This is a genomic window from Streptomyces sp. CNP082 (assembly GCF_059570535.1).
Window position 1 is genome coordinate 25,954 of record NZ_JCANSZ010000008.1, and the last position, 20,784, is coordinate 46,737.

Genomic DNA, 20,784 nt, shown 5'->3' on the forward strand with positions numbered 1-20,784 from the left:
TACGGGACGCGGTGCGGACCTACTCTTCTGTATATGGCCGGGCACGAAGGCCCGCCCGACGGGACACCCGAGCGCGCCCCGGGAGGCGGAGACGACGAATACCGCTCCATCGTCTTCGATGAGGCGTTCGTCAAGGCTGCCCGCCTGGAGGAGTACTCCGCCCGCGAGCGCGTCGGCGACCACACCCCCGCCGTGCGCAGCCGCCGCCCCCAGCGGCCCGGCGCCTCCCGGCAGGCCCTGGTGCTCGTCCTGCTCATCGCGCTCGCCTTCGGCACCGCCATCTACATGGGTGTACGCCACCCCTACCGGCAGCCCGGCGCCCCCGCCGCGGCGCCGCTGCGCAGCAGCGTCGTCCCGCTGACGCCCGACGGCCCGGTGCCCGGCGGCGAGCCCGGCGAGCTGGTCGCCGGCAGCCCCGCCGCGGACTTCGGCACCGGCGCCGACGGCATCGAGCTGCCGGACCCCGACGCGACCCTCCACTTCACCGAGGAACAGGTCGTCCAGGCCCTCACCGCCAGCAAGGACTACCTCGTCTCCTCCGCGGTCGACGGCGACACGCTCACCGGCGGCAACGTCCGCGGCGTACGCGTCCAGCTCGACCCGCAGCAGCACGGCCAGTTCGACCAGAGCCTCGCCCGCCCCGCCGACGACGGCAGGCACGCCGCGACCGGCTGGATGGTCCGCTTCGACCCCGAGCACGTGCGGCTGGCCGACCGGGGCGTACGGGTCGACGGCGCGGTGACGTTCGCGGAGGTCAGCGAGGAGGAGCTGGAGGTCAGCGCCGACCACGTCTTCGTCTACGCGCTGCGCCCCGCGAAGTCGTCCGCCGACTCACCCGGGCGGGCGGACGCGTCGCTGTTCACCGTGCGCCGCCAGGTGCGCATCCGCTTCGACCACGACGACCTGCGCGACCGGCAACTGGAGCTGGCCGAGACCGCGCTGACCGCCGGTCCGCTGGCGTGCACCGCGGACGCCTCGGCGTATCTGCGGCCCCTGCTCGCCGGCGAGCGGGCCCCGCAGAAGGCGCCGCACGGCACCAACCCGTTCGCGACGCCGGGGCAGTTGAGCGGCTCGCTGTGCGGGGTGCTGGACACGGGGCCGGCGGCGAAGGCGTCGTAGCACGCGGGTGCCGCGCGGCTGTCATGCGGGCGTACGGACCGGGCGACGGCCGCGGTCACCGTACGGACGACGCCGCCGCCCCCGGGACGAGGGGGCGGCGGCGCCGTGTGACCGTGGGTGCTGCTCGCTGAGCGGAGGGGGGACGGTGCTCAGCTCGGCGAGGAGTCCGAGGGGCCGGAGCCGTCGGCCGGGGCGGAGCCGGACGAGCCGCGGCTGTTGAAGCGGTCCCGGAGCTTGCCGCCTATGTCGGCGGTGCCGCCCGCGATGTCGTTGACGAGCCGCAGCAGCGGGTCCTTGCTGTTCTTCACGGTGTCCGCGTAGCTGCTGGCCGACTCGCGGAAGGACTCGCGCGCGGAGGCGTCCTTGTCCTCGTCGCGCTTCGGGTAGTGGCCGTCCATGATCCGCTGGTAGTCGCGGCTCTCCGACCACTTCTTCAGCTCGGCGGCGCGGATGGTGGTGAACGGGTGGCTGCGGGGCAGCACGTTGAGGATCTTCAGGACGGAGTCGCGGACGTCGCCGCCCTCGTCGTACTCCTCGGCCTGCTCGAGGAAGGCGTCGACGTTCATCTCGTGCAGGTGGTTGCCGCCGGCGAGCTTCATCAGCCCGCGCATCGACGCCTCGAGGTCCTGTCCGACGAGCAGCCCGGCGCGGTCCGCGGACAGCTCCGACTTGCGGAACCACTCCAGCAGCGCGGCGATGATGGCCCGGATCGCCAGGGCGCCCAGCGGGATCCAGGCGAGCGCGAGGGCCAGGTTGGTGAGGAAGAGCATGATCGTGCGGTACACCGAGTGGCCGGACAGCGCGTGGCCCACCTCGTGCCCGACGACGGCCCGCATCTCCTCCTCGTCGAGCAGCTCGACGAGGCCGGTGGTGACGACGATGATCGGCTCGTCCATGCCGATGCACATCGCGTTGGGCTGGGGGTCCTGCTTGACGTACATCTGCGGGACCTTCTCCAGGTCCAGGATGTAGCAGGCGTCGCGCAGCATGTCGTGCAGGTGCTGGAACTGCTGGTCGCCGACCCGCACCGAGTCGGAGAGGAACAGCAGCCGCAGCGAGCGCTCCGGCAGCATGCCGCTGATCGCCTTGAAAACCTTGTCGAACCCGGTGAGCTTGCGCAGCGAGACGAGCGCGGAGCGGTCAGCGGGGTGTTCGTACGCCCGCGAGGAGATGCCGGGGAACCTCTTGCGTTCTCGGCTCGGCACGTTCTTGTTGAGTTCAGGCATGCTGTCCGTCCCCTCCCCGTACGGCTGACCCCCAAGGCTAGTGCGACAACGGGCCGGCGCTGCCGGGAGTTCCGTAGCAGGTTCGTCACGGCATCCGCACCCGGCGGTGACCTCGGCGGCCTGCCGGGCGCCGGTCCGGCCGCCGGGTCCGGCCGCCCCCGATGGCGGAGTCGGCGTGGGAGGCTGTCGCGGACCCGCTTACGATGTCGAGGCACGCCCACCCGACGACACGGATTGGCCACAGTGACCATGAGCGCTCTGACTGCCGCCCACGACCTCGCCGTGACCCTCGCCTCCGCATCCGGGAGCGGTGGCGGCGAGCACGAGAGCGACGGCTCCACCCTCAACGCCTACTTCGTCGGCGGGAGCGCCCTGTTCATCCTGCTGCTCCTGCTCTTCATCACCACCCGCTTCAACCGGGACCGCTGACGGCGGTGCAGCGAAGACTGGGGGTGATGGGCGGGACGTTCGACCCCGTCCACCACGGCCACCTGGTGGCGGCGAGCGAGGTCGCCGCCCGTTTCCACCTCGACGAGGTGATCTTCGTGCCCACGGGGGAGCCGTGGCAGAAGGGCGACAAGGTGGTCTCGCCGCGCGAGGACCGCTATCTGATGACCGTGATCGCCACGGCCTCGAACCCGCAGTTCTCGGTCAGCCGCATCGACATCGACCGCGAGGGCCCGACATACACGATCGACACGCTCCGGGAGCTGCACGAGCTCGAACCGGACGCGGAGCTGTTCTTCATCACCGGTGCCGACGCACTCTCCCAGATCTTCACCTGGCGGGGCGCGGACGAGCTGTTCTCGCTGGCCCACTTCATCGGGGTGACCAGGCCGGGTCACCACCTGCACGACCCCGGGCTGCCGGAGGGCAGGGTGTCGCTGGTCGAGGTTCCCGCGCTCGCCATCTCGTCCACGGATTGCCGGGAACGGGTGGCTCGGGACGAACCGGTCTGGTATTTGGTGCCAGACGGGGTAGTGCGCTACATCAACAAACGAAGGCTTTACCGGGACGGGGACTGACGCGCAGGATTCGGAGGGACGGCGGGGCCGCACGGGGAGCGAAGGGTAAGCACGGGGGGAACCATGGGCGGGGATGCCCATTATGGAAGGGGCACCAGTGAACGACGGATACCGCGGCCCGCAGGGCCACGACCCGTACCAGGACCCCTACGCCCGCGGCTACGACCCGTACGGCCAGCAGGGCTACGACTACGACCGGCAGGGGGCCGTCCAGGACCCCGGCGGCGAGGGATCCGGCTACGGCTACGACTACGACCCGTACGCCCAGCAGCCGCCCCCCCAGCCGCACGCCCAGCAGCCCCACGCCCCCTACCCGGCCCGGCCGCCCCACCCCCGGGCGCAGCAGCACTACGCCCCGCAGGCCCCGCCCCCGGCCGTCGGATACGACTACGACTACGACCCCTACGGCCCGGCCGCGCACTCCGGCGAGCAGCCCGTGACGCCCGTGGTGCCCGACGGCGACTGGGGACGCATCCCGCAGCAGCGCCCGCCGGGGGAGCCCCCGGGCCAGGGCCGGCCGGGCCCCCGGCCGCCGGAGTACGCCACCGAGCAGTTCTCCTTCGTCGAGGACGAGACCGAGTCCTCCGAAGACGTCATCGACTGGCTGAAGTTCACCGAGAGCCGCACCGAGCGCCGCGAGGAGGCCAAGCGCCGCGGCCGTAACCGCCGCGTCGCGCTGCTGCTCGTCATGGTCATCGCCGTGCTCGGCGGCGGCGGCTTCCTGTGGGCCACCGACCGCCTTCCCTTCACCGGCGGCGAGGAGGGGCCCGCGGCGGCGGGCGAGGAGAAGCGCGACACCCTCGTGGTGCACCTGCACGACACCGACGGCGGCGGCAGCGCGACGGCGCTGCTCGTGAACAATGCCACCACCGGCAAGGGCACCACCGTGCTGCTCCCCAACGACCTCGCCGTCTCCGGCGACGACGGCACCGCCACCACCCTCGGCCAGTCCGTCGACGAGCAGGGCGCCGGCGCCACCCGGGACGCGATCGACGGGCTGCTGGGCTCTCAGATCAAGGGGAGCTGGCGGCTGGACACCCCGTACCTGGAGATCCTCGTGGAGGGCGTCGGCGGCATCACCCTCGACGCCGACGCGACCGTGCCCGGGGCGAAGAAGGGCGAAGAACCGCTGGTCGAGAAGGGCCCCAAGCGCCAGCTCAACGGCGAGGCGGCCATCGCCTACGCCACCCACCAGGAGGACGGCGAGCCGCAGACGGCGCAGTTGCAGCGCTTCGGACAGGTCATGCAGGCCGTGCTGAAGAGCCTGCCGAGCGACACGGCGGGCGCCAAGGGCCTGGTGAAGTCCATGGGCATGGTCCTCGACCCGTCCCTGTCGGAGGCCGAGCTGGCCGCGTCGCTGGCGTCGCTGTCGGAGCTGGCCAAGGAGGGCTCGTACGCGACCGAGACGCTGGCCGTCGGGAGCGACGGCCGGCCGGGCGAGCAGGCCACGCAGAAGATCGTCGAGGACGTCCTCGGCGGCACGGTCAAGAGCCCCGAGGGGGCCACGGCGGCGCGGGTCAGCGTGCAGAACGGCGCGGGCAGCGCGCAGCCGGCGGAGAACGCGAAGGTCGCGCTGGTCAACGGCGGCTTCACGTTCGTCGACGGCGGCCAGGCGGCGGAGCCGGCGGTGACCTCCGAGGTGCGGTACGCGGACGCGGCGGCGAAGGAGCAGGCCGTGCAGGTCGCCAAGACGCTGGGGCTGCCGGAGAAGGCGGTGGTCAAGGGCAAGACGCCGGCGAACGCGGACGTGGTGGTCGTCCTCGGCCAGGACTACGAGGGGTGATTGGGCCGGGACCCGCGGGGCTGTCGTACTGGCGTGAGATCCTGGAATACGTATCCAGAGTGATACCCCGAGTTCCCTACAGAAGTGGACAGCCCCGCCAGTGACCGCAACGGACCGCTCCATCGACCTGGTCAGCACCGCGGCGCAGGCCGCCGCCGACAAGCTCGCGCACGACGTCGTCGCGTACGACGTCAGCGACGTCCTCGCCATCACCGACGCCTTCCTGCTCGCCTCGGCGCCCAACGACCGCCAGGTCAAGGCGATCGTGGACGGCATCGAGGAGGCGCTGCTGAAGGAGCGCGGCGCCAAGCCGGTGCGGCGCGAGGGCGAGCGGGACGGCCGCTGGGTCCTGCTGGACTACTCGGACATCGTGGTCCACGTGCAGCACTCCGAGGAGCGGGTGTTCTACGCGCTGGAGCGGCTGTGGAAGGACTGCCCGCAGCTCGGCCTGCCGCCGGACGCGGTGGCTACCCGCGGCCGGGCCGAGGAGTACGCGCAGGCGCACGGCGACGGGGCCCGGCGGGATGCGTGACCGCCGGATCGTCCTGTGGCGGCACGGCCAGACGGCGTGGAACCTGGAGCGGCGCTTCCAGGGCCAGACCGACATCGAGCTGACCGAGACGGGCGTCCTCCAGGCGCGGCGCGCCGCCCGGCTGCTGGCGGCGCTGCGGCCGGACGCGATGATCAGCTCCGACCTGGTGCGCACGCGCACGACAGCCGCGGAGCTGGTGTCGCTGACGGGCCTTGACGTGACGTACGACAGCGCGCTGCGGGAGACGTACGCGGGCGTCTGGCAGGGGCTGACGCACGACGAGATCATCGCGCGGCACGGCGATCAGTACGCCGCCTGGAAGCGCGGCGAGCCGGTGCGGCGCGGCGGCGGGGAGCTGGAGACCGAGGTCGCGGACCGGGCGGCGCCGGTGGTGCTGGCGCACGCCGACAAGCTGGCGGATGCCGGCACGCTGGTGGTGGTCAGCCACGGGGGCACGATCCGGACGACGATCGGGCGGCTGCTGGGCATCGAGCCGCGGACGTGGGAGGCGCTGGGCGGGCTGTCGAACTGCAGTTGGTCGGTGCTGGGGGAGTCGGTGCGCGGCTGGCGGCTGCTGGAGCACAACGCGGGCAGCCTGCCGGAGCCGGTGCTGGGCGACGACACGTGAGGCGGGGCGGGCTCCCCTCCCGGTAACCGATTTTTGTTTCCGGGCGACTTCCCGCTAAGCTTTAGCTCGTTCGCCCGCCGGGAACGGCGAGGGAACACGCGGGGCTATAGCTCAGTTGGTAGAGCGCTTGCATGGCATGCAAGAGGTCAGGAGTTCGATTCTCCTTAGCTCCACAAAGTCGATAGGCGACGTGTGTCCGCGGAAGGCGCGGACCGGGTCGCCTTTGCCGTTTCTGCGGGGGCTTCGCCCCCGCGCCCCCACCCGTCGATAGGCGGCGTGTGTCCGCGGAAGGCGCGGACCGGGTCGCCTTTGTCGTTTCTGCGCGGACTTCGTCCGCGCCGGGCGGGGGCTTCGCCCCCGCACCCCCATCCCCCCGGGGGACCCGTCTCTGCGGGGAACCCGCGCCTCCAGGGAACCCATCCCTCCAGGGAACCCATCCCTCCAGGGAACCCATCCCTCCGGGGAACCCGCGCCTCCAGGGAACCCATCCCTCCAGGGAACCCATCCCTCCAGGGAACCCATCCCTCCAGGGAACCCATCCCTCCGGGGGACCCGCGCCTCCGGGGGACCCGCACCCCGCCGGCTCACCCCAGGTCCGGGCTGTTCAGGGCTGCGCGGCGGGCCCGCTCTTGCGACAGCGGGCGGGCGTGGGCCGGGCAGCCGATCAGGGGGTCCGCGAGGTTCCGCAGGCAGTCGAGCAGGGCGCGGCTCGCCTCGTCCGCCGGGGAGTAGACCACGATCCGGGTCTCCGGTATGCCCGTGATCGACAGGGACGTCGATATGCAGCGCAGCTTGCCGACCGAGGCGTGCTGCACGACCTTGATGCGCGAGCCCGGGGGCGCCACGTCCCCGCTGCGCCACATCCTCGCGAAGTCCTCGCTCGTCTCGGACAGGGCGCGGATCAGCCGCTCCCAGGACGGCTCGCCGATGTGCCGCCCGTACGCCCCGCGGAAGGTGGCCACCAGCATCGGCAGCTCCTCGTCCCGGTTGACCATCGCGCAGCAGCAGGCGCGGGCCGAGAAGAGCTGCCACAGCACGTTCTGTTCGCCCTGCCCGGCGGCGCGGAGGGCGGGGAACATCCGCTCGTACAGCTCGTTGCCGGCGAGCACGTCATAGCGCGCGTTGTAGACCGCCGCGGGCAGGTCCATGGCGCCCAGGATGTCCCGCACCTCCGGGCCGACGGACTGGACGGCGGCGGCCGGTTCGGGCGCGTACGGCACCTCGGCCAGGTGGTACAGGTGCTCGCGCTCCATCGCGTCGAGGCGCAGCGTGCGGGCCACCGCGTCGAGCACCTGGGGGCTGGCGTTGATGCGCCGGCCCTGCTCCAGCCACGTGTACCACGTGACGCCGACGCCGGAGAGCTGCGCGACCTCCTCGCGGCGCAGCCCCGGGGTGCGGCGCCGCGGGCCCGGCGGCATGCCGACGTCCGCCGGGGTGATCCGCGCCCGGCGGCTGCGCAGGAAGGCGGCCAGCTCCGGCCGGCGGCGTCCGCTCGCCGTCGTCGTCATGCTCATCTCCCCAGGGTCGGGGTGCTCGGCCCGCCGTGCCAGGTGCTGTCAGTACCAGCATCGGCAGGCTCTCATTACCAGTACAGAACCCGGGAGATGCTCGCGGTATGCCTGACACCACCACGACCTCCCAGGTCGGCGGCGCCCGGACGGCCGGCACCGCCGATGCCTCCAGTAAAGCGCCCGGCACTGACAACGCTCCCGGCATACGCACCGGCTGGCTCCTCGGCGTCGTCCTCGCCGGCCAGTTCATGGCGCTGCTCGACGTCTTCATCGTCAACGTTGCCGCCCCCACCATGCGCACCGACCTGGGCACCTCCGGTGCCGAGCTGCAACTGATCATCGCCGGGTACGTCATCTCGTACGCCGTGCTGCTGATCACCGGCGCCCGGCTCGGCGCCATGCTCGGCCACCGCCGCATGTACCTCGGCGGGCTCGCGCTCTTCACCGCCGCCTCGCTCGCCTGCGGGCTGGCCGCCACCCCCGGCCAGCTCATCGCGTTCCGGCTGGTGCAGGGCGCGGGCGCGGCGGCGATGATCCCGCAGGTGCTCAGCCTCATCCAGCGCACCTTCACCGGGACCGAGCGCGTCCGGGCCCTCGGCGTCTACTCGGCCGTCCTGGCCACCGGCGCGGCGGCCGGGCAGATCGTGGGCGGCGTCCTGGTCAGCGCCGACCTGTTCGGCTGGAGCTGGCGCCCGGTGTTCCTGGTGAACGTGGTCGTGGGCCTGCCCCTGCTCGCGCTCGGCGCCCGGCTGCTGCCGCGCGACGAGCCGCGGGCCGCGGCGGGCGGCGGCCCGGTCTACGGGGGCGCGCTCGACCGCGGCGGGCTGCTCCTGCTGGCCGCCGCGGTGACCCTGTTCACCGTGCCGCTGGTGCTCGGCCAGGAACTGGACTGGCCCGCCTGGGGCTGGGTCATGCTGGGCGGCAGCGTCGTGACGGCGGCTGCCTTCGCGGCGTACGAGTCGATGCTGGGCCGGCGCGGGGGCGTGCCGCTGTTCCCGCCGCGCGTGGTGCGTGCGCCGGGGATGCCCGTGGCCGTGGTGCGCGCCGGGCTTGCGATGGTGCTCAACGGCGCGTTCATGTTCGTCATGGCGCTGCATCTGCAGTCGGGGCTCGGCTTCGGCGCGCTGCGCGCGGGGCTGACCTTCGTCCCGACCGCCACCGCCTTCGGCGTCGCCGGGCTGACCTGGCAGCGGCTCCCGGAGCGGCTGCGCCCGGCGCTGGTGCCGACCGGCTTCGCGACGCTCACGGTGTCGTTCCTGGCCGTGGGGATGTCGATGCGCGACGGCGGCGACGGCGGCCCCGGCTTCTACGCCGCGCTGACCGGCGTCGGCCTCGGCCTGGCGCTCGCCTTCAGCCCCAGCCTGACCGGCGCACTCGCGCTCGTACGCCCCGAGGACGCGCCGCACGCCAGCGGCCTGCTGACCACCACCGCCCAGCTCGGCGGCCTCATCGGAGTGGCGACGATCGGCACCCTGTACCTGGAGCGCGTGGGCGCGCTGACGGCGCAGAGTTCCGCGGACGCGACCTGGGACGCCTCCCTCGCGCTGGCCGGTGTGGGGGTTCTCGGGCTGCTTGCGGGGGTTCGGTACCGGTATCGGCGCTGACCGCCCGGCTCGCGCGTGGCAGAATCACAGCATCCTCACAGGGCGGAAGCCGAAGGGAGGGCTGCGAGATGCCTTCGTGCGCCACCGGGAGGCAGCCGGCGGCCGAACCCCGCCGGCCGGGAGCGTACGGCGCCTCCTGCGCCTCCGCCCTGCACTGTCCGGCCTGCGGTTCTGCGCACGTCGCGCAGGTGCTCGGTGACAACGGCGGAGTTTCCTATGTGTGCACGGCCTGCGGCCATAGCTGGAGCTGAGTGATGGGAGCACACAGCAGGAAGTGCGACTGGTGCGGGAACGGCACCCCCATCGTGCGCGACATGGAGCCGCTCAACCCCGACTACCAGTACTGGTGCGAGGAGTGCGCGCGGGCGCTGATCATAAAGGGTGACCCCATCGAGACGTACCGGGAGCTGGAGGGCGAGCCGATCTACGGCCGGCTGCTGGACGAGCACTGCACGCTCAAGCGCTTCTACTCGTTCGCGACGGCCTGACTGCCCGGGGCCGTCGGTACGGCCCGTCCGGCAGAGCGGGCACGCGGCACGTAAAGGGTCAGGCGTTCGAATCCCCTCGGCTTCACTCGGCCCCCTCCGGGCTGCGATACCCTGACCCCATGCGTGCCCGACGCCTTCTGCTTAGCGGGCCGCGCTGACGGCAGGAAACACTCAGCGCGGCGTCCCCTCCTGTGCGAGGGGATTTTTCGTTTCCGCATCCGGACCGCAGGCAGAGACCACCAGGAGCTTTGAGGACGATGAGCAGCGAGACGACCACCGCCGCCGCCACCGAGTCGGTGCCGCCGACGGCACCGCACCGCTACACCGCGGCCCTGGCCGCCGAGATCGAGGCACGCTGGCAGGACTTCTGGGCGCGTGAGGGCACCTACGCGGTTGACACGGCCGCGGCGTCGGACCGGCCCCGGAAGTTCATCATGGACATGTTCCCGTACCCCTCGGGTGCGGGTCTGCACGTCGGCCACCCGCTGGGGTACATCGCCACCGACGTCTTCGCCCGCTACGAGCGGATGACGGGCCACGACGTGCTGCACAGCATGAGCTTCGACGCCTTCGGCCTGCCTGCCGAGCAGTACGCGGTGCAGACCGGCACCCACCCCCGCGTCACCACCGAGGCGAACATCGCCTCCATGCGCCGCCAACTGGGCCGGCTGGGCCTGGGGCACGACACGGACCGGTCGTTCGCCACGATCGACCCGGACTACTACAAGTGGACCCAGTGGATCTTCCTGCAGATCTTCGAGTCCTGGTACGACGAGGAGGCCGGCGCCGCCCGCCCGATCGCCACCCTGGTCGAGCAGTTCGAGACCGGCAAGCGCGAGACGCCCGGCGGGCGGCCCTGGGCGGAGCTGACGTCCGAGGAGCGCGCCGAGGTGCTGAGCGGCTACCGCCTGGCGTACGCCTCCGACTCGCCGGTCAACTGGTGCCCCGGCCTGGGCACCGTGCTGGCCAACGAGGAGGTCACCGCCGACGGCCGCTCCGAGCGCGGCAACTTCCCCGTCTTCAAGGCGAATCTGCGGCAGTGGATGATGCGTATCACCGCCTACGCCGACCGGCTGCTGGCCGACCTGGACGAGCTGGACTGGCCCGAGGCGATCAAGCTGCAGCAGCGCAACTGGATCGGCCGCAGCGAGGGCGCCCGCGTCGACTTCCCGGTCGACAGCCACGAGGACGCGCACATCTCGGTCTTCACCACCCGCCCCGACACCCTGTTCGGCGCCACCTACATGGTGCTGGCGCCCGAGCACCCGCTGGTCGACGCGATCACCCCGGCCGGCTGGCCGCAGGGCACCCACGAGGTGTGGACCGGCGGGCACGCCACGCCCGCGGAGGCGGTGGCGACGTACCGCGTGCAGGCCGCCGCCAAGTCCGACGTGGAGCGGCAGGCCGAGGCCAAGGAGAAGACGGGCGTGTTCACCGGCGCGTACGCGCTGAACCCCGTCAACGGCGACCGCGTCCCGGTCTTCATCGCCGACTACGTCCTGATGGGCTACGGCACCGGTGCCATCATGGCCGTACCCGGGCAGGACGCGCGCGACTGGGCGTTCGCCGAGGTCTTCGAACTGCCCATCATGCGCACCGTGCAGCCGCCGGCGGACTTCGACGGCAAGGCGTTCACCGGCGAAGGACCCGCGATCAACTCCGCCGGCGAGGGCATCGACCTGAACGGCCTGGAGGTGGCCGAGGCCAAGCGGAAGATCATCGCCTGGCTGGAGGCCCAGGGCGTCGGCGAGGGCACCGTCAGCTTCCGGCTGCGCGACTGGCTGTTCAGCCGCCAGCGCTACTGGGGCGAGCCCTTCCCGATCGTCTACGACGAGAACGACATCGCCCACGCCCTGCCCGAGTCGATGCTGCCGCTGGAGCTCCCTCAGGTGAAGGGTGCCGAGGACTACTCCCCGCGCACCTTCGACCCGGACGACGCCGCCAGCCGACCCGAGACCCCGCTGTCGCGCAACGCGGACTGGGTGAACGTCACCCTGGACCTGGGCGACGGCTCGGGCCCGCGGCGCTACCGGCGCGAGACCAACACCATGCCCAACTGGGCCGGCTCCTGCTGGTACGAACTGCGCTACCTGGACCCGCACAACGCCGAGCGGCTGGTCGCCCCCGCGGTCGAGCGCGCCTGGATGGGCCCGGCAGAGGGCAAGCCGCACGGCGGCGTCGACCTGTACATCGGCGGCTCCGAGCACGCCGTGCTGCACCTGCTGTACGCCCGCTTCTGGTCCAAGGTGCTGTACGACCTGGGGTACGTCTCGTCCTCCGAGCCGTTCCACAAGCTGTTCAACCAGGGCATGATCCAGGCGTACGTCTACCGCGACGCCCGCGGCTTCCCGGTGCCCGCCGCGGAGGTCGAGGAGCGCGACGGCGGCTACTGGTACGGCGGCGAGCGGGTCCGGCGCGAGCTGGGCAAGATGGGCAAGTCCCTGAAGAACGCCGTCACTCCGGACGAGATCTGCGCCGAGTACGGGGCGGACACGCTGCGGCTGTACGAGATGGCGATGGGCCCCCTGGACGTCTCCCGGCCCTGGGACACCCGCGCGGTCGTCGGCCAGTACCGGCTGCTGCAGCGGCTGTGGCGCAACGTCGTCGACGAGTCGACCGGCGCCGTCACCGTCGTGGACGCCGAGCCCGACGAGGAGACGCTGCGGGCGGTGCACAAGGCCGTCGACGGCGCCACCAGGGACATGGCAGGGCTGCGCTTCAACACCGCCATCGCGAAGGTGACGGAGCTGAACAACCACGTCACCAAGCTGCGTTCGGTGCCGCGGAGCGTCGCCGAGGTGCTGGTGAAGCTGGTCGCGCCGCTGGCGCCGCACGTCGCCGAGGAGCTGTGGCACCGGCTGGGGCACGACACGACCGTGGTCTACGCGCCGTTCCCGGTCGCCGATCCGCGGTACGTGATCGATGAGACGGTCACGTGCGTGGTGCAGGTCAAGGGCAAGGTCAAGGCCCGGCTGGAGGTGTCGCCCGACATCGCGGAGGCGGAGCTGGAGGCCGCGGCGCTGGCGGACGAGGCGGTGCAGCGGGCACTGGGCGGGGCACCGGTCCGCAAGGTGATCGTACGGGCGCCGAAGCTGGTGAACGTGGTCATCTGAGCGCGCGGGGCGCTGGGGCCGGGTCCAGGGGCCGAAGCGTTCCCTAAGGGATGATTCCGGGAAGGCCGGGGGGCCTGATGGGGCCGCCCGGCCTGCTCCGTACCCGTAGGCTGGAGGGAGACCGCCTGCCGTGGCCGCCCCGGCCTGCGCTGCCCGTGATGGAGGGATGCAGACCTCGTGACTCCTCCACCCCGTGAACGAGGTGGCTTCTCACTTGGCTCGGTGGAGCCTCATGACGGCCAAGCCCTGACCGCTGCCCGTGGGCAGGGCACACACTGTAGCGGAGCCGTAACGCTTCGCGCCGCCCGTGTCTCAAGATCGGTTTTGCCCCCCGCCTGAAGGCGGGGAATCCCACCGAAGGAGGAGGACGATGGACGTCGTCGTCGCCCTGCTGGCGCTGTTCTTCGTGCTCTGTGTCGCGGCGGGCGTGGTCCTGACCGTGAAGGCGACGCGGGCGGTCAAGCGCGGCGTCGAGCGCACGGTGGCCGACACCCGCAGAACGGTCCAGGAGACCACGCTCAAGGCCCGCCGCGCGGTGCAGCCGGGCGCGGCCGGCGACATCGCGGGCCTGCGGCTCTCCCTGCGCAACTCCATCGACGCCACCCGCCGCGAGCTGGAGCACGCCGTGCAGGGCGACCCCGGACTGCGCGAGTCGATCGGCCTGCTGGACCGGCTCCACGAGTACGCGCGCCAGGTCGACGGCGAGCTGCGGCACCTGGAGCGGGAGCCGGACAAGTCGCGCGTCGCGGAGCGGCTGCCGGAGCTGCGCAGCCGCGCGGAGCGGATCGTGCAGTCGGCGAACTCGCTGCGCTGGGCGGCGCAGGACCGCGCGCGGCACACGGCGGAGGACGGGGACGGGCTGGACGCGCTGACCACGCAGATCGACCTGGAGACGGGGGCGCTGCGGCACTGGACGCCGGCGGCGGAGCAGGAGGCGGAGGCGGCTGGGGCCGCCCCGGGTGCCTCTGGTCCCGCGGGCGCCGCGGACGGCGTGCCGTCCGGCGCGGACAGGCGGCCTTCGGACGGCGCGGGCAGGTCGCCGAAGCAGCCGCCGGCGCTGTCGTCCGGCGGGACGGCGGAGGGGCAGGACGCCTTCCAGGCGCTGCTGTCGAAGATCGACAAGATGCGGAAACCGGAGTCGGCGTAGCACTGCCGGTCCCGCTGCCCGGGGGCTGCTGTCCGGGGGCCGGAGCCGGCTGTCCGGGGGCTGGGCACCCGGCGTGACCTCGGCGGCCCGCTTGGTGCGCGGGCACGGGTGCGGGCCCTCGGATGCGGGGTGTTCCGCGAGCCCAGTAGGGTCTGGGCCATGTCCCCCGATGTCGCGATCGTCGCCGATTCCACGGCCTATCTGCCGCCCGAGGCGATGCGGCGGCACGGCATCATCTCCGTCCCGCTGACCGTCGTCCTCGGCGACCGGGCGCTGGAGGAGGGCACCGAGATCTCCGCCCGCTCACTGGCGGAGGCGCTGCGCAAACGGAACCCGGTGACGACATCGCGGCCGAGCCCGGCGCTGTTCGCGGAGACGTACCGGAAGGCGGCGGAGGCGGGCGCGGGGGGCATCGTGTCGCTGCATCTGTCGGCGGAGTTCTCCGGGACGTACGACGCGGCGGTGCTGGCGGCGAAGGAGGCGCCGGTGCCGGTGCGGGTGGTGGACACCCGGATGGTGGCGATGGCCCTCGGCTTCTGCGCGATCGCCGCCGCTGAGGCGGCGGAGGCGGGGGGTGGCGTGGACGACGCGGTGGCGGCGGCGGAGCGGCGGGCGGCGGGCACGTCGGCGTTCTTCTACGTCGACACCCTGGACTACCTCCGCCGGGGCGGCCGGATCGGCACCGCCCAGGCGCTGCTGGGCTCGGCGCTGGCGGTCAAGCCGCTGCTGCGGCTGGACGAGGGGCGGATCGAGCTGCTGGAGAAGGTCCGTACGGCGAGCCGGGCGATCCTGCGGCTGGAGGAGCTGGTGCTCGAACGGGCGGTGGCGGGGCCGGGACCTGTGGACGTCGCGGTGCACCACCTGGCGGCGGCGGAGCGCGCGGCGGAGCTGGCGGACCGGCTGCGGGAGCGGGTGCCGGGGCTGGGGGAGCTGCATCTGAGCGAGGTGGGCGCGGTCATCGGGGCGCACACGGGGCCGGGGCTGCTGGGCGCGGTGGTGTCGCGGCGGGGCGGCGCGTAGCCGCGGGTTGTCCACAACTGGCGAGTTATCCACAGGAATTGCCGGTGATCGCCGAGGGTGGGGGCGGGGCTCGTACCTTCGGGTCATGAGCGCACGTACGGAGACCAGGGGACCGGGCCGCCACGGGCCGCGACGGCGCCGCCTGCGCGGGAGCGCGGCGGCGGGCGGGCCGGGAAGGGCCGCGCGCGGGGCGCCCCCGCGGCGGGATGCGGTGGCGGCGGTGGCGGCCCCGCGCACGCCGCGGGAGCTGCTGCGGCACAGAGCAACGACGATGCTCACGCCCCCGCCCCCGCGCTCCCGCCGCCCGCCCGGCGAACCACCACCGCGGCTCCGCTGGTCCAGCAAGGACCCCCCGCACTTTCCCCCGAAGGGGGCGGGAGAGCGGCCCCGGCGGGTCGGTGCGGAGCGGTTGGTGCCGGCGCCGGTGGAGCGGGGACGGGCTGAGGCGGTGCGGGGCGCGGTGGATATGCCCACCGGCCCGGCGCCGGGTGCGCGGGCTCTGCCGTCGGAGGCGGGCCGGGCGGATGCGGGCAGAGCGGCACGGTCCGCGGGAGCGGAGCCCCGCGGGCCGGAGCGGCGGATCGTGCGCCGTGCCGTGGGCGGCCGTGGTGTCGCGGTGGAGGGCCCTGCTGACGTGCGCGTGCCCGCGTCCGCCGCCGGCTCCGTGACCGCCCGTGCTCCCGGGTTCATCCCCGAGCCCGTCCCCGAGCCCGTCCCCGCTTCCGGCGCCGCGCCGGCCCTCCCCGCCGCCGCTCGCACCGTCGTTCCGGACTCCGGGCCCGCCGCCCGGCCGGGCGCGGGGGAAGGCGGCGGCCAACCGGCCGTGGGCCGGAGGGAGGCGGGCCTGGAGGAAGCGGGCCGGAAGGAGGTGGGCCGGGGAGAGGCGGGCCGGGAGGAAGCGGGGTGGTGGGAGCGGTGGGGGGCGGCGGTGCGGGAGCGGCTGCCGGTGTGGATCCGGCTGCGGTGCGGGCTGGAGCCCGCGACGTGCGCGGCCCTGGCGCTGGTGCTCGTCGCCGGGGTCGCCCTGGCCGCGTACCACTTCTGGTCCGGCCGGCCCCAGTCCGTACAGCCGCCGGAGGCCCGCGGCTCGGCGCCACCGCCCGCCGCGGAGGCCGCCGTGCCGGATGCCGCCCGGGAGCCCGGGGCGGAGGCAGCGGCGGATGTGGTGGTGGACGTCGTCGGCAAGGTGCATGAGCCGGGTGTCCACCGGCTGCCTGCCGGGTCCCGGGTCGAGGACGCCTTACGCGCCGCGGGCGGCGTCCGCCCCGGCGCCGGGGCGGACGGCCTCAACCGGGCGCGGCCACTGGTCGACGGCGAGCAGATCGTCGTCGGCGAGCCGCCGCCACCGGCGGCGCCGGGCGCCCCCGCCGGGCCGCCGGCCCCCGGCGCGCGCCCACCGGCCGGGGGAGGCAGCTCACCGGCGGCCGGACCCGCGGAGGTGGTGAGCCTCAACTCCGCGACACCGGAACAGCTCGACGCACTGCCGGGCATCGGCCCCGTGCTGGCCCAGCACATCATCGACTACCGCGACCAGAACGGCGGCTTCACCGACATCGAGCAACTCCGCGACGTGAACGGCATCGGCGACAGCCGCTTCGCGGACCTCCGCCCCCATGTCCAGCCGTGATCCGGCCCCCACCACGCCCACCGCCGCGGCACCCGGGCAGACCTCTTCACGCCAGTCATCCCCGTCACCCCCGTCACCCCGGGAACACCACGGCGTCCGCGGGCTGTTGCCGGCTGCGCGCACGGGGGACGGAGCGGCGGCCCCGACCGGTGCGGCGGGCGCGCCGGGCGCGGCGGGGGAAGGGCCGGCCGATCTGCGGCTGGTGCCGCCGGCGTTGGCCGCCTGGGCGGCGGCAGCCCTGGCCCTGGGCCGCGAGGGCGCCGCCGTGCCGGTGGCGTGCGTGCTGGCGACGGTCTCCGGGCTGGCGCTGCTCGCGGTGGCCCACCGTCGCGGCGGACGGCACCGGCCGCAGCCCGGGCACCGCGCCGGCACCGCCGGCCGCCCGGCCGCAGCCGCGCCGCGGGTGCTGGCGGCCGGGGCCGCCGTCCTGCTGTGCGGCGCCGCGGGAGCGGGGGTTGCGGTGCTGCACGGCGCCGACCTCCACCGCGGTCCGCTGCCCGCGGTCGCCGAGCGGTACGGGCAGGCCACCGTCGAGGTGGAGGTGACCGCAGACCCCCGTCTCACCCGGCCGCAGGTCCGCGGCCCGGCCGCCGCCCCCGCCGCCGTACTCGTCAGAGCCGAAGCCCGTCTCGTCACCACCCGTCCCGCCGACACGTCGCCCCCACCCCAAGCCGGCACCGCCACCGCACCCCACGAACCCGCCACCGCACCTCACCACCCGGCCACCGTGCCCCTCGTCGATCCCGCACGTGGGGCCGCCGGCCCGGCGCCCACCCCGCCCGCCACCGCGGGCACCCCCAGGACCACCCGCGTGCGCACCCCCGTGCTGGTCCTCGTGCAGCCCCGGGGCTCCGCGGCGCGGCGGGCGTGGCTGGGGCTGCTGCCCTCGACCCGGGTGCGGGTCGAGGCGCGGGTCTCGCCGGACTCCGAGGGCGGCCGGGCCGTGGGCGCCGTGCTGCGCGTCGCCGGGGACGGACCGCCGGTCGCCGTGCGCGGGCCCAGCGCCCCGCAGCGCGCCGCCGGCGCCCTGCGGGGCGGGCTGCGCGAGGCGACCGACGGGCTGACCGCCGACGCCCGCGCGCTGCTGCCCGGGCTCGTCGTCGGCGACACCTCCCGTATCCCCGCCGAACTGGAGGACGCCTTCCACGCCACCGATCTGACGCACCTGCTCGCCGTCAGCGGAGCCAACCTCACGATCGTCCTCGCCCTGCTCATCGGCCCGCCCCACCTCGCCGCCCGCGCCGAGCGCCGCGGGCTCGCCGCGCGGCTCGGCATCCCGCTGCGCGCCACCGCGCTCCTCGGCGGGCTCCTCACCCTCGGCTTCGTCGTCGTCTGCCGGCCAGAGCCGAGCGTCCTGCGGGCCGCGGCCTGCGGCCTGATCACCCTGCTCGCCCTCGGCACCGGCCGGCGCCGCTCCCTGCTCCCCGCCCTCGCCGCCGCCGTTCTGCTGCTCGTCCTGTACGACCCGTGGCTCGCCCGGGAGTACGGCTTCCTCCTCTCCGTGCTGGCCACCGCCTCCCTGCTCACCCTCGCGCCCCGCTGGAGCGCGGCGCTCCGCGCCCGCCGCGTGCCGCCGCGGCTCGCCGAGGCGCTGGCCGCGGCCGGTGCCGCGCAGGCGGTGTGCGCGCCCGTCGTCGCCGTGCTCGCGGCGCGGGTCAGCCTGGTCGCGATCCCGTGCAACCTGCTCGCCGGGTTCGCCGTCGCGCCCGCCACGGTCCTGGGGTTCGCGGCGCTCGCCGTCGCCCTGCCCGCGCTGCCGGCCGCCGAGTTGCTGGCGACGCCCGCGGGCTGGGCGGCGGAGTGGATCGCGGGTGTCGCCAGGACCGGGGCGGCGCTGCCCGGCGCCACGTACGGCTGGCCCGGCAGTTGGTACGGCGGGCTGGCGCTGGCCGCCGTGACCCCGGTGCTGCTGCTCGGCCTGCGGCGCCTGGCCCGCCGCCGGTGGCTCTGCGCCGCCTGCGCCCTGCTGGTCCTGCTCGCCGTGCTCCGCCCCGTCCCCCTCACCCGGGTCCTCACCGGCTGGCCGCCCGCCGGCTGGCGCCTCGTCGCCTGCGACGTCGGCCAGGGCGATGCGCTCGCGCTGGCCGCGGGCGAGGGGCAGGCGGTCGTCGTCGACACCGGCCCCGACCCCGCGCTCGTCGACCGCTGCCTGCGCACCCTCGGCGTCCGCCGCGTCCCCCTGCTCGTCCTCACCCACTTCCACGACGATCACGTCGCGGGCCTGGCCGGTGTCCTGCGCGGCCGGGCCGTGGGCGCCATCCAGGTCGGCGGCCTCGACGAGCCGCCGGGCCAGGCGGCCGCCGTGCGCCGTACGGCCGCCGCCGCGGGGGTGCCGGTGATCCGCGCCCGGCCGGGGGAGCGGCGCCGGGTGGGCGGGCTGTCCTGGCAGGTGGTGTGGCCGGCGGCGGGCGCACCGCCCCCGGCCGAGCCGAACGACGCCAGCGTCACCCTCCTCGTACGCACCGCGGGCCTCACCGTGCTCTTGCCCGGGGATCTGGAGCCGCCCGCCCAGCGCGCGCTGTACACCGCCGTCCCCCGGCTGCCCCGCGTCGACGTCCTGAAGGTCCCGCACCACGGCTCCGCCTACCAGGACCACGCGTTGCTGCGGCGTCTCGCACCCCGCTTCGCCCTCGTCAGCGCGGGCGCCGGCAATCCGTACGGCCACCCCTCGCCCCGTACCGTCGCCGCCCTGCGCGCCCAGGGCGCCGCGGTGCTGCGCACCGACGAGCACGGCCCCATCGCCCTCACCGCGCGGGGAGACGACGGCGAAGACCGCACCCCCTCCGCCACCCTCGGCGGAAAGCGGTAGCGGCATCAAACAGCGGGAAATCCCGGAAGATCTCGACTCCGTCCGTACCCGGCAGAATTCACTTCACGGATGACGGCGCCGTACGTGGCGGTATGGCCCCTCGGAAGTGCTAGATTCCGGTGAGCGCATATCTGTGACTGCCGTCTCATCTGAAAGCAGCAGCGACAAGGTCAGGGAGTAGCAGCGCCATGAAGGCCCACCCCCATCTAGCCGCCCTCTGCGTCGCGGGCGCGCTTCTCCCCCTGGTCGGTTGCGGGGACAGTTCCGACGCACCCGACCTCCCGCAGGGCGACGACCCCTTCACCGCGGCCCCGGGAGAGTTCACCGTCGACATCGACAACAAGTACTGGCCGATGAAGCCTGGCAGGCGCTGGAATTACCGCGAGGTGGACGAAGAAGGCAACGTGCTCAAGGTCGTTGTGACGGTCGCCAACCAGAAGAAGAAGATCGCCAACGGGATTACCGCCCGCGTCGTACGCGACACTGTGACCGAGAACGGCGAATTGATCGAGGACACCATCGACTGGTACGCCCAGGACTCCCAGGGAAACATCTGGTACCTGGGTGAGAAGACCGCGGAATTCAGCAAGGGAAGGCTCTCCGCCACCGCCGGATCGTGGGAGGCCGGTGTCGACGGCGCCCTGCCCGGGGTCATCGTCGCCGGTAGTCCGGCTGACGGCCAGCGATACCGCCAGGAGTATTTCAAGGGCGAAGCCGAGGACAACGGCGAGGTGCTGAGCACCGGCGAGCAGGTTGAAGTTCCTGCCGGGCACTACAGAAATGCTCTGCTCACCAAGGACACCAACGCCCTCGAACCGCGTGTGCTCGAACACAAGCTGTACGCACCCGGCGTCGGGCCCGTCCTCACTCTCGACATCTCCGGCGGTTCAGGACGCGAGGAACTCGTCACCGTCGACACCGTGGACCCGGCCACGGCCGAGGCGGCCGGCGCCGCGCCGCTCGGCACCCCGTACGGCGACTAGCCAGGTCGTTTCCTTCCGATCATCCGGCATCCCGCCCCCGCTCCCACATGCCGGAGGCTGAGCGAACGTACCGCTGAACTCCGGCACTTGGCCCAACCCCGTACCAGCCGCCACAACCCGGCAACGAACCTCCGGTTTGCATCGAAAGCCACACCAGTGCTCGAATGAG

At 73.8% G+C, this 20,784-nt stretch carries 17 protein-coding genes and 1 tRNA gene; 16 read left to right on the plus strand and 2 right to left on the minus strand.

Translation table 11 applies throughout. From position 1 onward, the window contains the following. Positions 1 to 33: 33 nt before the first annotated feature. Complete coding sequence (locus tag B124_RS09650; protein WP_496502306.1) at positions 34 to 1,119, plus strand: SCO2583 family membrane protein; 1,086 nt, start codon at positions 34 to 36, stop codon at positions 1,117 to 1,119. A gap of 149 nt (positions 1,120 to 1,268) precedes the next feature. On the opposite strand, the gene B124_RS09655 is transcribed toward B124_RS09650, so the two are convergent. Continuing rightward, positions 1,269 to 2,345: a M48 family metallopeptidase gene (locus tag B124_RS09655; RefSeq protein ID WP_496502307.1), complete on the minus strand. Its 1,077-nt coding sequence runs from the start codon at positions 2,343 to 2,345 to the stop codon at positions 1,269 to 1,271. Positions 2,346 to 2,594: 249 nt separating this feature from the next. On the opposite strand from B124_RS09655, the gene B124_RS09660 reads away from it, so the two are divergent. The 6 genes from B124_RS09660 to B124_RS09685 all read left to right on the plus strand — a co-directional run bounded on the left by B124_RS09660 (position 2,595) and on the right by B124_RS09685 (position 6,486). Further along, complete coding sequence (locus B124_RS09660) at positions 2,595 to 2,774, plus strand: hypothetical protein (protein ID WP_496502308.1); 180 nt, start codon at positions 2,595 to 2,597, stop codon at positions 2,772 to 2,774. Continuing rightward, positions 2,771 to 3,370, plus strand: coding sequence for a nicotinate-nucleotide adenylyltransferase (gene nadD, locus B124_RS09665; RefSeq protein WP_496502453.1), 600 nt, complete (start codon positions 2,771 to 2,773; stop codon positions 3,368 to 3,370). The genes B124_RS09660 and nadD overlap by 4 nt, the downstream gene beginning before the upstream one ends. Before the next feature lie 97 nt (positions 3,371 to 3,467). Beyond that, positions 3,468 to 5,153 carry an LCP family protein gene (locus tag B124_RS09670; RefSeq protein ID WP_496502309.1) on the plus strand — a complete coding sequence of 562 codons (1,686 nt, stop codon included), beginning with the start codon at positions 3,468 to 3,470 and terminating at the stop codon, positions 5,151 to 5,153. Between the two features lie 100 nt (positions 5,154 to 5,253). Next, positions 5,254 to 5,685 (plus strand): ribosome silencing factor, encoded by a 432-nt coding sequence (gene rsfS / locus B124_RS09675; protein WP_496502310.1) that lies wholly within the window; start codon positions 5,254 to 5,256, stop codon positions 5,683 to 5,685. After that, positions 5,678 to 6,313, plus strand: a complete 636-nt coding sequence (locus B124_RS09680) for a histidine phosphatase family protein (RefSeq protein WP_496502311.1) — start codon at positions 5,678 to 5,680, stop codon at positions 6,311 to 6,313. Before rsfS ends, B124_RS09680 begins: the two co-directional genes overlap by 8 nt. A gap of 100 nt (positions 6,314 to 6,413) precedes the next feature. Then, positions 6,414 to 6,486, plus strand: a tRNA-Ala gene (locus tag B124_RS09685). Between the two features lie 411 nt (positions 6,487 to 6,897). Here the strand turns inward: B124_RS09685 and B124_RS09690 are convergent. Further along, the gene (locus B124_RS09690; RefSeq protein ID WP_496502454.1) at positions 6,898 to 7,821 is read right to left on the minus strand and encodes a helix-turn-helix transcriptional regulator; all 924 of its coding nucleotides are present in this window, start codon (positions 7,819 to 7,821) and stop codon (positions 6,898 to 6,900) included. 107 nt (positions 7,822 to 7,928) lie between these two features. Between B124_RS09690 and B124_RS09695 the strand changes: the two genes are divergently transcribed. The 9 genes from B124_RS09695 (at position 7,929) to B124_RS09735 (ending at position 20,615) form a co-directional block, all read left to right on the plus strand. Beyond that, positions 7,929 to 9,428: an MFS transporter gene (locus B124_RS09695; RefSeq protein ID WP_496502312.1), complete on the plus strand. Its 1,500-nt coding sequence runs from the start codon at positions 7,929 to 7,931 to the stop codon at positions 9,426 to 9,428. A gap of 68 nt (positions 9,429 to 9,496) precedes the next feature. Further along, a complete protein-coding gene (locus B124_RS09700; RefSeq protein WP_496502313.1) occupies positions 9,497 to 9,679 on the plus strand; it encodes a hypothetical protein in 183 nt (60 codons plus the stop codon). Positions 9,680 to 9,682: 3 nt separating this feature from the next. Then, positions 9,683 to 9,916 (plus strand): hypothetical protein, encoded by a 234-nt coding sequence (locus B124_RS09705; protein WP_026276023.1) that lies wholly within the window; start codon positions 9,683 to 9,685, stop codon positions 9,914 to 9,916. Between the two features lie 257 nt (positions 9,917 to 10,173). Continuing rightward, the gene (gene leuS / locus B124_RS09710) at positions 10,174 to 13,029 is read left to right on the plus strand and encodes a leucine--tRNA ligase (protein WP_496502314.1); all 2,856 of its coding nucleotides are present in this window, start codon (positions 10,174 to 10,176) and stop codon (positions 13,027 to 13,029) included. A 370-nt stretch (positions 13,030 to 13,399) separates the two neighbouring features. Next, on the plus strand, positions 13,400 to 14,176 hold the full coding sequence (locus B124_RS09715; protein WP_496502315.1) for a hypothetical protein: 777 nt from the start codon (positions 13,400 to 13,402) through the stop codon (positions 14,174 to 14,176). Positions 14,177 to 14,335: 159 nt separating this feature from the next. Further along, positions 14,336 to 15,196, plus strand: coding sequence for a DegV family protein (locus tag B124_RS09720; RefSeq protein ID WP_496502316.1), 861 nt, complete (start codon positions 14,336 to 14,338; stop codon positions 15,194 to 15,196). 583 nt (positions 15,197 to 15,779) lie between these two features. Further along, positions 15,780 to 16,823, plus strand: a complete 1,044-nt coding sequence (locus B124_RS09725; protein WP_496502317.1) for a helix-hairpin-helix domain-containing protein — start codon at positions 15,780 to 15,782, stop codon at positions 16,821 to 16,823. A gap of 214 nt (positions 16,824 to 17,037) precedes the next feature. Beyond that, positions 17,038 to 19,632, plus strand: coding sequence for a ComEC/Rec2 family competence protein (locus B124_RS09730; protein ID WP_496502455.1), 2,595 nt, complete (start codon positions 17,038 to 17,040; stop codon positions 19,630 to 19,632). Positions 19,633 to 19,820: 188 nt separating this feature from the next. Next, complete coding sequence (locus B124_RS09735) at positions 19,821 to 20,615, plus strand: hypothetical protein (protein ID WP_496502318.1); 795 nt, start codon at positions 19,821 to 19,823, stop codon at positions 20,613 to 20,615. Positions 20,616 to 20,784 lie beyond the last annotated feature (169 nt).